This is a genomic window from Oceanicoccus sp. (assembly GCF_029238675.1).
Taxonomy (GTDB): domain Bacteria; phylum Pseudomonadota; class Gammaproteobacteria; order Pseudomonadales; family Dasaniaceae; genus Oceanicoccus.
The window spans coordinates 133,724-145,346 of the sequence record NZ_JAQWFR010000023.1 but is presented as its reverse complement, the minus strand read 5'-3'; the positions used below and the strand labels follow the sequence as shown (position 1 = coordinate 145,346).

Annotated in this window: 14 protein-coding genes; 5 read left to right on the top strand and 9 right to left on the bottom strand. The window is 47.5% G+C overall.

Annotated elements, in window-relative coordinates; translation table 11 throughout:
• From P8H32_RS08060 to ruvX, 3 genes are all read left to right on the top strand, one after another.
• The coding region (locus P8H32_RS08060; protein ID WP_301089110.1) for a TonB family protein at positions 1 to 215 on the top strand (215 nt) is incomplete at its 5' end.
• 132 nt (positions 216 to 347) lie between these two features.
• Positions 348 to 911, top strand: a complete 564-nt coding sequence (locus P8H32_RS08055) for a YqgE/AlgH family protein (protein ID WP_301089109.1) — start codon at positions 348 to 350, stop codon at positions 909 to 911.
• A gap of 3 nt (positions 912 to 914) precedes the next feature.
• Positions 915 to 1,346: a Holliday junction resolvase RuvX gene (gene ruvX / locus P8H32_RS08050; protein ID WP_301089108.1), complete on the top strand. Its 432-nt coding sequence runs from the start codon at positions 915 to 917 to the stop codon at positions 1,344 to 1,346.
• A 108-nt stretch (positions 1,347 to 1,454) separates the two neighbouring features.
• On the opposite strand, the gene P8H32_RS08045 is transcribed toward ruvX, so the two are convergent.
• From P8H32_RS08045 to trmJ, 7 genes are all read right to left on the bottom strand, one after another.
• Positions 1,455 to 2,711, bottom strand: a complete 1,257-nt coding sequence (locus tag P8H32_RS08045; protein ID WP_297292596.1) for an aminotransferase class V-fold PLP-dependent enzyme — start codon at positions 2,709 to 2,711, stop codon at positions 1,455 to 1,457.
• The gene (gene sufD, locus P8H32_RS08040) at positions 2,711 to 3,964 is read right to left on the bottom strand and encodes a Fe-S cluster assembly protein SufD (protein WP_301089106.1); all 1,254 of its coding nucleotides are present in this window, start codon (positions 3,962 to 3,964) and stop codon (positions 2,711 to 2,713) included. Before sufD ends, P8H32_RS08045 begins: the two co-directional genes overlap by 1 nt.
• Complete coding sequence (sufC, locus tag P8H32_RS08035) at positions 3,961 to 4,719, bottom strand: Fe-S cluster assembly ATPase SufC (protein ID WP_297292594.1); 759 nt, start codon at positions 4,717 to 4,719, stop codon at positions 3,961 to 3,963. Before sufC ends, sufD begins: the two co-directional genes overlap by 4 nt.
• Positions 4,720 to 4,722: 3 nt before the next feature.
• Positions 4,723 to 6,159: a Fe-S cluster assembly protein SufB gene (gene sufB, locus P8H32_RS08030; protein WP_297292593.1), complete on the bottom strand. Its 1,437-nt coding sequence runs from the start codon at positions 6,157 to 6,159 to the stop codon at positions 4,723 to 4,725.
• A 29-nt stretch (positions 6,160 to 6,188) separates the two neighbouring features.
• Positions 6,189 to 7,346, bottom strand: coding sequence for an aminotransferase class V-fold PLP-dependent enzyme (locus P8H32_RS08025; protein WP_297292592.1), 1,158 nt, complete (start codon positions 7,344 to 7,346; stop codon positions 6,189 to 6,191).
• Positions 7,347 to 7,364: 18 nt separating this feature from the next.
• Positions 7,365 to 7,841 (bottom strand): Fe-S cluster assembly transcriptional regulator IscR, encoded by a 477-nt coding sequence (gene iscR, locus P8H32_RS08020; RefSeq protein WP_297292591.1) that lies wholly within the window; start codon positions 7,839 to 7,841, stop codon positions 7,365 to 7,367.
• 170 nt (positions 7,842 to 8,011) lie between these two features.
• Entirely contained in the window at positions 8,012 to 8,791 is a 780-nt protein-coding gene (trmJ, locus tag P8H32_RS08015) for a tRNA (cytosine(32)/uridine(32)-2'-O)-methyltransferase TrmJ (RefSeq protein ID WP_301089103.1), read from the bottom strand.
• Positions 8,792 to 8,961: 170 nt separating this feature from the next.
• Between trmJ and P8H32_RS08010 the strand changes: the two genes are divergently transcribed.
• Together P8H32_RS08010 and P8H32_RS08005 are read left to right on the top strand one after the other, a co-directional pair.
• A complete protein-coding gene (locus P8H32_RS08010) occupies positions 8,962 to 9,765 on the top strand; it encodes an inositol monophosphatase family protein (RefSeq protein WP_297291511.1) in 804 nt (267 codons plus the stop codon).
• A gap of 139 nt (positions 9,766 to 9,904) precedes the next feature.
• Positions 9,905 to 10,933, top strand: coding sequence for a hypothetical protein (locus P8H32_RS08005; RefSeq protein WP_301089101.1), 1,029 nt, complete (start codon positions 9,905 to 9,907; stop codon positions 10,931 to 10,933).
• Positions 10,934 to 10,963: 30 nt separating this feature from the next.
• Here P8H32_RS08005 and P8H32_RS08000 read toward each other — a convergent pair whose 3' ends face one another.
• Together P8H32_RS08000 and P8H32_RS07995 are read right to left on the bottom strand one after the other, a co-directional pair.
• Positions 10,964 to 11,422 (bottom strand): DUF1456 family protein, encoded by a 459-nt coding sequence (locus P8H32_RS08000; RefSeq protein WP_301089099.1) that lies wholly within the window; start codon positions 11,420 to 11,422, stop codon positions 10,964 to 10,966.
• A 3-nt stretch (positions 11,423 to 11,425) separates the two neighbouring features.
• Positions 11,426 to 11,587, bottom strand: coding sequence for a DUF2986 domain-containing protein (locus tag P8H32_RS07995; protein ID WP_367279177.1), 162 nt, complete (start codon positions 11,585 to 11,587; stop codon positions 11,426 to 11,428).
• Positions 11,588 to 11,623: the final 36 nt, after the last annotated feature.

Here is an 11,623-nt window from a genome sequence, read left to right as displayed (position 1 = left end):
GGATGGTGGTTTCAATACTGCCCAATGGCGATGTCTATCAGGTAAAAATCCTCCAATCCTCTGGCCACAAAATTCTTGACCAGGCAGCCCTGAAAATCGTGCACTTAGCCGCCCCCTATGACCCTTTCCCCCAAGCCATGCAACGCAATGTCGATGTACTGGAAATCATCCGCACCTGGCGCTTCCACAAAGACAAGCTTTCCTCCAGTACGTAGGGTGGATTGCAATCCGCCCTACAGGCCCCTTTATAATCCTCATTCCCGTGCGGGCGGGAATGACATGAATATTTTCCGCTTTTCTAACAGATAATCCTTGTCTTCAGCTCCCGCAATCCCAATAATGAACTTATGGACAATATGACCAGCCTTAAAGATCACTTCCTCATTGCCATGCCCTCTATTGGCGACGGCATTTTCGCCCACAGCATTACCTATATCTGCGAGCACAATGAACAAGGGGCTATGGGTATTGTAATTAACCACCCGCTGGATTTAAGTCTCGATGAAATTTTCGAGCACCTTGAAATCGACAATATTCAAACGCCACACCAGGACCAAATTCTGGCCGGCGGCCCGGTGCATATGGACCGTGGTTTTGTCTTGCATCGCAATACGGACGATCATTGGGATTCCACCATTCGAGTATCCGACCAGATTGCCCTAACCACCTCGCAGGATATCTTGACCGCTATTGCCCACGATGAAGGCCCCAGCGATAGCATTGTTGCGTTGGGTTATGCGGGCTGGTCTGAGGGACAACTGGAAAGTGAGTTAGCCGACAATGCCTGGCTAACTGCCCCCGCCGATAGCAATATTATTTTTAATACCCCGGTCGAGCAACGCGCCAAAGCGGCAGCGGCAACCATGGGTATCGATTTATCCCTGATCTCACCCACCGCCGGGCACGCTTAGGGAATGACCGCAGCTACACCTCCTAAAGCAACAACCATTCTCTGTTTTGATTACGGCACCAAAAGCATCGGTGTCGCCGTAGGACAATCCATTACCCGAACCGCCAACCCCCTTGCCGATTTAAAAGCCAGAGACGGCATTCCACATTGGGATGATATTAAAAAGCTGATTGATGAATGGCAGCCGAATTTATTGCTGGTGGGGTTGCCATTAAATATGGATGGTAGCCCTTCCGAGATTGGGGTGCGGGCGAAAAAATTTGCCAATCGCTTGCATGGACGCTTTGGTTTGCCCTTTGAAATGGCGGATGAGCGCCTCAGTAGTTTTGAGGCCAAAGGGGAGATTATTCAACAGACGGGGTCGCGGGATTTTAAAAAAAATAATGTAGACAGTTTGGCGGCTAAGATTATTTTGGAAAGTTGGTTTTCCTGCTAAAACTTGCGCCCGAAAAGCATGCTGTCATTCCCGCGTAGGCGGGAATCTACAGTGCTGGGTTCCCGCCTGCGCGGGAATGACGTTCCTGCGCGGGAATGACGCTGTTTTTTAGGCAAGCATGGTTTTAACTTTGTTTAAGGCTGCAAATAAAGCATCTACTTCATCCAGCGTATTATAAATTGAGAAGGAGGCGCGGGCTGTACCCGGCACACCTAAACGCCCCATTAAGGGCTCTGCACAGTGATGACCAGTACGAATGGCTACACCCTGTCGGTCTAATAAAAAACCAATATCAGCGGGATGACCCTCATCCATCACAAAACTTAGCACTCCCACTTTATTGGGGGCGGAACCGACAATAGTCAAGCCCTCAAAGGCTTCGGCTTGTCGAGTAGCACTTTCTAATAAAGCCGCTTCGTGAGCTTGCACGGCTTCCATATCAAATTTAGAAAACCAGCGAACAGCTTCTGCCAGACCGATAGCACCTGATATATTAGGCGTTCCAGCTTCAAGCCTATAAGGCAATACATTCCACACAGCGTTGTCATAGGTGACCTCTGAAATCATTTCACCGCCGGTTTGCCACACAGGCCATTCGGCCAGTAAATCTTCTTTACCCCAAAGCACACCAATGCCGGTTGGGCCAAACAACTTATGACCAGAGAAAACATAGAAGTCACAACCCAGAGCCTGCACATCAACCGCTTCGTGAGCAATACCCTGAGCACCATCAATTAATACCCATGCATTAACCGCTTTGGCCTGCGCTGTTAAATCCGCAATGGGGTTTAATGTTCCCAATGCGTTAGAGACATGAGGAAAGGTAACCAACTTGGTACGCGTACTTAATGAGGCAGAAAATTGTTCGCCATCTAACTCGCCATTATCTTTAATCGGCACAACTACTAACTTAGCACCGGAACGCTTACAGGCCTGCTGCCAAGTGACTAAATTAGCGTGATGCTCCATTTCAGTGACCAGCACTTCATCATCACTGCTTAGCAGTTGCGCTAAACCGTTAGCCACGACATTAATCGACTCAGTGGTTCCGCTAGTCCAAATCACTTCATTGCGTGAATTGGCGTTAATAAATTCTGCAACTGTATCGCGAGCACCTTCATAACGACGGGTAGCTTCATCAGCTAACTGATGCGCACCGCGGTGCACATTGGAATTACAGGTACTGTAATAATCCACCAAAGCATCAATCACACACTGAGGCTTTTGCGTTGTAGCGGCGTTATCCAAATACACCAACGGTTTACCATCTATCTCACGAGATAAAATAGGAAACTGCTGGCGGATGGCTTCAACATCAAACACTGCATCTGCCTGCTTAGCTACTTGTTTGGCTGTAGGGCTCATTACTTCACTTCCATATTGGCAAAGCGTTGACGCAACTGCGGACGCAACCACTCGGCCAGTACTTGATTAGGCATTTGATCAACCAGCTCATTGATAAAACCAAAGCTCAACATAATTTGTGCCTGCGCTTTGCTGACACCACGGGACCGTAAATAATATAAAGCCCCTTTATCAATTTCGGCGATGGTGGCACCGTGGGCGCAACGCACATCATCGGCGTAAATTTCAAGTTCGGGTTTGGTATTGATTTCCGCATCTCTGGACATCAATAGATTGCGGTTATTGAGTTCCGCCAAGGTCTTTTGCGCATCGCGATGGATATGGATACGACCGTTAAAGACTGCCCGAGAATGATCAGCGACTATGCCGCGTACATTTTCTTCAGTCGTGCCGTTTGGCACCATGTGTTCAATAGTGCTATGCAAATCAAATAACTCATTACCGTCTAATAAGTAAATGGCATTCAACTTGGCAAAAGCATGTTCGCCAGTATGATTAACATCGACATCAAGGCGAGATAATTCGCTACCGAAACCTACCAGCGTGCTATTAAGCTGGGCCTTGTCGGCCAGGTTAAAGTGACTACCACCTACACTTAATGCGGCACCGGTTTGCAAAGCAAAACGGTAGTGCTCAAGGGAGGCTGATTCTGCCAAGGTATATTCTGCAAAGCCGGTATTAAAACTTTTCTCTTCACCGGAGAAGTCTTCAACCACTGTCACAGAAGCATTTTTAGCAATACGAACCAAGACACGGTTATGCGCTTCACAATCTTTGCCAATGCGATGAACAATCCTGATAACTGGCTCTATGCTTACGCCTTCAGCCACATCAATAATCACACCCGCCGTAGCCAGCACATCATTGACCAATCCAAATAAATGCTTAGAGGGTTTAGCGGCACTAAACGCTTCAGCAGCCCACTGCCGGGTTTCTGAAGAAGCATCAGCCAGCGGTACGATAGTTAGGCCTTCAGGTAGTTGCGATAACTCTGACTGCAGCACACCATCAGTAAAAACCAGCTCAATACTATTTAGACCCTCAATCGCTTCTGCAGCAGCCAGCTCGCTATTAGCAGCAGCCGCAAATTCAGCATCCGCCAATACGTGTACTGGGGTATATTTCCAGGCTTCAGTTTTTCGTGTTGGCCATTGCGCTTCACGCAATAGAGCTAAGGAGGCTTGTCGCTGTGGCGACAACCAATCGCTTACCTGCTCAGCTCGGCTAACAGCCCTACCTAACCAATCGCTCATGCAGACTGCTCCCGTTGCTCAGTCAACCAGTTATAGCCCTGCTCTTCCAGCTCAAGCGCCAGAGAAGCATCGCCACTTTTTACGATCTTGCCATCAGATAAAACGTGTACAAAATCAGGCTTAATATAATCAAGTAGACGCTGATAGTGAGTGACTACAATAAAACTGCGATCTGGAGAACGCTGACTATTAACACCTTCCGCAACCACTTGCAGTGCGTCGATATCCAAACCGGAATCCGACTCATCAAGAATACATAGCTTTGGCTTTAGTAAGAGCATCTGCATAATTTCATTACGCTTTTTCTCACCACCGGAAAAGCCTTCATTGACACCACGCTTTAAAAATTCAGCGGGAAGATGAACCTGCTTACAGGCTTCACGGGCCATTTTTAGGAAATCTTTTGAGCTAACGGCTTCTTCACCTTTAGCTTCGCGCTGAGCATCTACCGCAGCCTTCATAAATTCAAGATTGCTAACACCAGGAATTTCTACCGGATATTGAAAGGCTAAGAATAAGCCGGCACGGGCGCGCTCCTCAGCTTCCAGCCCTAACAAATCTACACCATCCAACGTGACTGAACCTTCGTTAACTTCATAGCCTTCACGACCAGACATCACATAACCCATGGTGCTTTTACCTGCACCGTTGGGGCCCATAATGGCGTGAACCTCACCAGGCTTAACTTCAAGATCAAGACCTTTAAGAATCTCTTTTTCTTCAACACTAGCTTGTAAATTTTTAATTGATAACATGTTTTATCCTACTGAACCTTCTAAACTAATCTCTAACAGCTTGCCCGCTTCTACGGCAAACTCCATCGGTAATTCTTTAAATACTTCTTTGCAAAAGCCATTCACAATCATCGACACCGCTTTTTCTGGATCCAAGCCGCGCTGCTGGCATAAAAACATTTGATCGTCTGAAACCTTTGAGGTGGTAGCTTCGTGCTCCACTATCGCAGAAGGATTTTTGCTTTCTACATAGGGGAAAGTGTGGGCACCACATTGGCCGCCAATTAATAATGAATCACACTGGGTAAAGTTACGGGCGCCATCGGCACGGGGGCCCATACGCACTAAACCACGGTAGCTATTATTACTGCGCCCCGCCGATATCCCTTTGGAGATAATAGTGGACTTGGTGTTTTTACCCATATGTATCATTTTAGTGCCGGTATCGGCTTGCTGCATACCGCGAGTTAATGCCACCGAGTAAAACTCACCGATACTATTATCACCACGCAAAATGCAGCTAGGGTATTTCCAGGTTACCGCAGAACCAGTTTCAACCTGGGTCCAGGAAACCTTGGCACTGGTATGACAAACGGCGCGCTTGGTTACAAAGTTGTAAATACCACCCTTGCCATTTTCATCACCGGGATACCAGTTTTGCACGGTAGAGTATTTAATTTCTGCGTTATCTAAAGCTACCAGTTCAACGACTGCGGCATGCAATTGGTTTTCATCACGCTGTGGTGCTGTACAACCTTCAAGATAACTCACATGACTGCCTTCATCGGCAATAATTAAAGTGCGCTCAAATTGCCCGGTATTCATTTCATTGATACGAAAGTATGTGGATAACTCCATTGGGCAGCGAACGCCTTTGGGGATATAAACAAAGGAGCCATCGGTAAACACTGCGCAGTTTAATGCGGCGTAATAATTATCGCGCTGGGGAACCACACTGCCGAGATATTTTTTCACTAATTCAGGATATTCCTGAATCGCTTCAGAGATGGGGCAAAAAATAACACCGGACTCCGCCAGCTTTTCACGGAAGGTGGTGACTACGGAAACGGAATCGAACACCGCATCAACCGCTACGCCGGCTAGCATTTGCTGTTCAAGTAATGGAATACCCAATTTGTCATAGGTAGCCAGTAACTCAGGATCCACCTCATCTAAAGACTTTGGCTTATCGGCCATGCTTTTAGGTGCTGAATAGTAAGAAATATCCTGGAAGTTAATTTCCGGGTAGTGGACATGAGCCCATTCCGGCTCTTCCATTTTCTGCCAGAGTGCGAAGGCTTTTAGACGCCATTCCAGCATCCACTCCGGCTCATTTTTCATGGTGGATATACGACGAATCACATCTTCATCTAATCCGGGTTCAAAGGTTTCAGACTCAATATCGGACACGAAGCCTGCTTCGTACTCTCGATTTATGGCCTGGTTAATTTGTTCTGTCATGGTTTAACTCTCATAACTTACAAGCCAGCTTAATCCGCATGGGCCTGTTGTAATTGTGTATAGATAGTACGAATATGCGCCACTGCTCCGCTGATATTCTCCGCCGTGGTAAAACGGCCAAGTGAAAACCTAATTGAGCTATGGGCATCTTCATCACTAACGCCCATCGCTTTTAATACGTAGGACGGCTCCATACTAGCCGAGGTACAGGCTGAGCCGGTGGAAACCGCTAACTCTCTGAGTGATAGTAATAATGTTTCACCATCTACCCCGCTAAAGCGGACATTTAAATGTCCGGGGCTAACACTTTCTGTACTGCCGTTTCTTTTTACGCCGGGCAAATCGGCAATGCCGGACCATAAAAGGTCGCGCAGCTTTTCTATTCGTAGTGCTTCGTCCTGCAGCTGCGCAATCACCAGTTTTGCAGCCTCGCCCATACCTACTAGTTGATGGGTAGCCAAAGTACCTGAACGCATACCACGCTCATGGCCGCCACCGTGAATCTGGGCTTGCAACTGTGTCTGTAGCGGGCGACGAACATAAAGCGCACCTACACCTTTGGGCCCGTAAAATTTATGGGCCGATAAACTCATTAAGTCCGCTTGTAAAGCCTTAATATCAACAGGTACTTTGCCAGCGGCCTGGGCGGCATCAACATGTAGTAACACATTATTGTCGCGACAAATTTTTCCAATCTCGGCGATAGGATTAATCACACCGGTTTCGTTATTAACCTGCATAATGCTAACAAGTTTGGTATCTGGCTTTAACGCTTGTTGAACTTGCTCTGCACTAATAACACCTTCGGTGCCAGGCTCTAACCAGGTAACACTAACGCCTTTTTGCTCCAGCCATTTAGCGGGATCAATCACCGCCTTATGTTCAATAACCGACGTAATCAAATGACCCTGGTAGTTTTCAGTTTCAAAAATACCTTTAAGTGCCAGGTTATTCGATTCAGTGGCACCGCTGGTCCAGACTATTTCCCTGGGGTCGCAGTTAATTAATTCCGCTACATTGCGCCTGGCCATCTCTATTTGTTCTTCCGCCTGCCAACCGAAGATATGGGAACGGGATGCAGGGTTGGCAAAAATACCGTCGCTGGTTAAACAGCCAGCCATAACTTTTGCCACGCTCGGATCAACCGGCGTAGTCGCGGCATAATCAAGGTAAATGGGCAACGGCATAATCAATCTCTAAAAAGTTTATACGATGGATGACAGCGGAATGGTTTCAACTTTTTCCTCGCGGCCTTCCTGGCGAGCAACGACATCCTGCACATCGCGTCGGGCCACCAAACTGGCAAGGCTGATACCACTTAAAAAACTATGAATCTGGTCGCTAAGGTCACACCATAAATGATGTGTTAGGCATTTCTCTCCATCCTGACAATCACCCGTTCCACCGCAACCAGTAGCATCAATACTTTCATTGACTGCATCTACGATCTGGGCAACAAAAATGTTCTCGCTGATACGGCTTAACAAGTAACCACCACCGGGACCGCGCACACTGGTCACCAACTCATTGCGGCGCAATTTGGCAAATAGCTGCTCTAGATAAGACAATGAAATACCCTGGCGTCTTGAAATATCTGCCAGGCTGATGGGGCCAGCGTTAGAATGAATAGCTAAATCCAGCATCGCCGTAACTGCATATCGACCTTTTGTTGTTAGTCGCATAATGGAAATCCGTCAGGTTAATGGATGCCACAATAGTGCAATAACCGACTATTTTAGTCAATTATAAAACCAACTAATTTACTGGGTTTTATCGAGAGGGATGGTGTGATCAAGCAATAACCACACTGCGCGTGGGATTATACAGGCCCTAAGGTGGATTACAATCCACCCTACTCTTTAGCTTTTCCCTTATTGACCCACTGCTGGGTTGAGGTGAGAATGCCGCGCATCATCTGGACTTCAAGGTCATCCATGCGGGTGCGGCTGTATAGACGGCGTAGTCTGGTCATTAGCTGCTTGGGGGCTTCAGGGTTGAGGAATTCCATATCAATAAGGGTTTCTTCCAGGTGAGTATAAAGACGCTCTACCTCATCAACCCGGGCAAAGCGTGTGTCCCATTCCTGCATTTCATCACCACTAAGCTCCGCTTCCAAGTGGCGCATACGTAGTTCATAGGTCACGACCTGTACTGCCATACCCAAATTCAGGGAGGTATAGTCTTCGCTGGCGGGAATATTGACGTGTAAATGGCAGGCCTGCAGTTCTTCATTGGTTAAACCGCGGTCTTCACGACCAAATACCAATGCTACCGGATGCTGGGATAATTCAGGGTAAATCTTATCGGCACAGACTCTGGGGTTAACCAGCGGCCAGGGGATGCGACGGCCACGGGCGCTGGTGCCTACTACCAAGCCGCAATCAGCCACGGCCTCTTCAAGGGTTTCTACCACCGTAGCATTGTCTAATAAGTCCACCGCACTGGCGGCACGCCAGCCAGCCCGCTCATGGGGGAAGTCCTTGGGTTTGACCAGGCATAAGTCCTTTAAGCCCATATTTTTCATAGCGCGGGCCACGGCCCCGATATTGCCTGGGTGGGAAGTATGTACCAGTACAACACGGGCGTTATGGAGAGGATTGGCTGTAGTCACGGAAACCTGCTTTGCATTCATCGTTGAAAGGCCGCGGATTTTATCAGAATTTCAGCTTGGCGATAGGGGGAATCCGTTATGGAAGCGGATTTAGTGGTAGATAGCCACAATTGACGTTTCTAGTTTGCTAACACTGCTGCTATAATCCGCCGCCGAAATGCCCTCCTTAATCATCTAGCCAAGGTTTGCCCATGGAACCCATGTTAAATATCGCTCTGCGAGCCGCCAGAAACGCCGGTGAAATTGTTGCCCGCGCCACTGAACAAATCGATATGCTGGAAGTTAAAGAAAAGTGTGCCAATGATTTTGTTACCGAGATTGACCAGGCGGCAGAAAAAGAGGTGATTTACCATATTTCCAAAGCCCACCCTGACCATGCTTTTTTAGGCGAGGAAGGCGGCCTGCAAGGTAATGCCGACAGTGACTACCAATGGATTATTGACCCTATCGACGGTACTACTAACTTTGTAAGGGGCATCCCCCACTTCGCTATCTCTATTGCCTGTATGTATAAAGGCCAACTGGAGCATGCCGTTATTCTTGACCCTATTCGCCGTGAAGAGTTTACCGCCAGCCGCGGCAAAGGCGCCCAGCTTAATGGCCGCCGTATGCGGGTCAGCGCCAATAAATCACTGGATGGAACCTTAATCGGTACCGGTATTCCCTTTAAGTCCAGAAGCGAAGTTTATATCCCCGCCTACACCCAAAGCCTTGCAGCGGTAGCCAGCCAAACCGCAGGCATCCGCCGCGCCGGCGCTGCATCGCTGGATTTGGCCTATGTTGCCGCTGGCCGTTTAGATGCTTTCTGGGAAATTGCCCTCAACAAATGGGATATTGCCGCAGGCGTTTTGCTGGTTAGGGAGTCCGGCGGTTTAGTCTCTGACTTTAACGGCGGCAGCGGTTTTATGGAGTCTGGCAATATTGTAGCGGGCAACCCAAAATGCTTTAAGGCGTTGCTACAAACCGTTCAACCCCATCTAAAGCATATTAGCTAAGCAAACTAGCTTACTTTTGGTTATTAAAAAGCACTGAATGGGATAATTACCTATTCTAGAACTTGAACCTTTGCTTGACTCCCTCTATTTTTAATAAATACCTACAACAATACCTACAACAACAGGGACTGCTTCCCGCGTGAAAGCCTCTCGGTCACAGACTGCTTTATATAACACCAAGGTGCTACTCAAGCGCCTGATGTCCTCTCAATGCTCCATTGAGGGTAACTTTGTTCACCCCTGTGTGATTAAAGGCCAGGAAACCCTGGTTCATGCCCATGATCTGGCGCTTCGTGATCCAGAGTTCTACCAACAACTACAGGACTATGCCGAGACTAATAGCTACGCATTAGTCGCTGATAGACGAAGCAAAGAAAGCCCGGATAAACATGGCCGCCGCCGTGCATGGCTGCCGGTGATTGTCTTGTCGATGGGTTTAAATGCCGCCGTTGCGGCTGAAAAGCCTTCAGCCCATGGCGGTTTCCAAAACCAGCAGGGGCACTCGGTACTGAGTTTATTTCACCCCGACCCTGAAGCGGCAGACTTATCAGAGAAAACCAGTCTCGACCATCAGGTTGATGATAGTCACTTTGAATATGAATTTGCGTCATCGGAAGATAGTGAAATTATTGAAAGTATCTTGCTGGACCATTATCAATCTGCTGCTAATGACCCCAGCCATATTGAAGCCGACCTGGTGCAAATTTCCCGCTACCTAAGCCAATACCCTGAGGCAGTTGCACTTATCACCAGCATTGCCGACCAGCCCTGGCAACTGCAACATGCTGATAATACTTTTGAAACGGAAGTGCGAGGCAATGCCTTTCAGGTACAAGCCGTAGAGATTCGATTTGATAGCCGCGCCGCGGCAAAACTTCGCTCACACCGCAGCTGTGAAACTCAAGCCAATGCTTGTATCGCCTCCCCTGCTGATGCTCTGTTGCATGAATTACTGCATGCACGTAGTGCATTGCTAAAGACAAAAACCTTTATTGCCCAGGGGGGTATGAATAGTGTGTTATATCCTTATGCTCACGAATATGATGTGATCAAACAAGAGAATCAACTCTATAAAGCAATGAGCATGAAGGACGGGGTTGTTAGACCCCAACGTCATCGCCATGCAGGAAAACTAGTGGCTAGCTCCTGCTCTTTCTGCGTTCAATAACCGGGCGATTTAAAACCCACTACACACAGCTTATGGGCGGTATTTCAGCCGCAAGCCTTCAAGAAAGTTGCGCAAAATCTGGTCTTTGCATTCGCGATAATGCTTATGGCCTTTTTTACGAAACAAAGCACTTAATTCATGATCGCTAATGGTTAGCCCTGCGGACTGTAATACCGCCTGAATATCATCGCTTTTAAAATCCATCGCGATTTTTAATTTTCTCAGCACAATATTGTTATCCAACTGCTTTTCAGCAACCGGTGTTGGCCCTTCCTTTTTGCCGCGACGAGCAACGATAAATCCATTGAGAAAAGTGGCCATCTTTACATCGGAACAACTTTTAAACCACGGATCATCATCCTTTTTTAGCCATGCAGTGACCTCAGCAGCGTCAACCTCCACATCAACCAACGCAAACATTGAAACAATTTTGGTATCGGCCAGGTCAAAGGTATAACGCAGTCGTCTTAAAATATCGTTATTGATCATGGTTTATTGGCTCTCTTGCTGTTTTTCATTCTGCCTTCTATTGTGTTCTGACGTGGCTCGCTCAGCCTTTGAGATATAGCGGGGCTTATTTTTTGGATTGGTCTTAACGTTAGCCTTTTTGGCTTTTTTAGTAAGAATTTTGTTGATCTTCTTTTTTCGGTTCATAAGCTTTCTATTATATATGTCGTTCCCGCCCCCGAT

Excerpts from the sequence above, each read along its gene's own strand:
- ruvX (WP_301089108.1), top strand. The coding sequence starts at position 915 with ATGACCGCAGCTACACCTCCTAAAGCAACAACCATTCTCTGTTTTGAT.
- trmJ (WP_301089103.1), bottom strand. The coding sequence starts at position 8,791 with ATGAATGCAAAGCAGGTTTCCGTGACTACAGCCAATCCTCTCCATAAC.
- P8H32_RS08025 (WP_297292592.1), bottom strand. The coding sequence starts at position 7,346 with ATGCCGTTGCCCATTTACCTTGATTATGCCGCGACTACGCCGGTTGAT.
- P8H32_RS07995 (WP_367279177.1), bottom strand. The coding sequence starts at position 11,587 with ATGAACCGAAAAAAGAAGATCAACAAAATTCTTACTAAAAAAGCCAAA.
- P8H32_RS08055 (WP_301089109.1), top strand. The coding sequence starts at position 348 with ATGGACAATATGACCAGCCTTAAAGATCACTTCCTCATTGCCATGCCC.
- P8H32_RS08045 (WP_297292596.1), bottom strand. The coding sequence starts at position 2,711 with ATGAGCCCTACAGCCAAACAAGTAGCTAAGCAGGCAGATGCAGTGTTT.
- sufC (WP_297292594.1), bottom strand. The coding sequence starts at position 4,719 with ATGTTATCAATTAAAAATTTACAAGCTAGTGTTGAAGAAAAAGAGATT.
- P8H32_RS08000 (WP_301089099.1), bottom strand. The coding sequence starts at position 11,422 with ATGATCAATAACGATATTTTAAGACGACTGCGTTATACCTTTGACCTG.
- sufB (WP_297292593.1), bottom strand. The coding sequence starts at position 6,159 with ATGACAGAACAAATTAACCAGGCCATAAATCGAGAGTACGAAGCAGGC.
- P8H32_RS08010 (WP_297291511.1), top strand. The coding sequence starts at position 8,962 with ATGGAACCCATGTTAAATATCGCTCTGCGAGCCGCCAGAAACGCCGGT.
- iscR (WP_297292591.1), bottom strand. The coding sequence starts at position 7,841 with ATGCGACTAACAACAAAAGGTCGATATGCAGTTACGGCGATGCTGGAT.
- sufD (WP_301089106.1), bottom strand. The coding sequence starts at position 3,964 with ATGAGCGATTGGTTAGGTAGGGCTGTTAGCCGAGCTGAGCAGGTAAGC.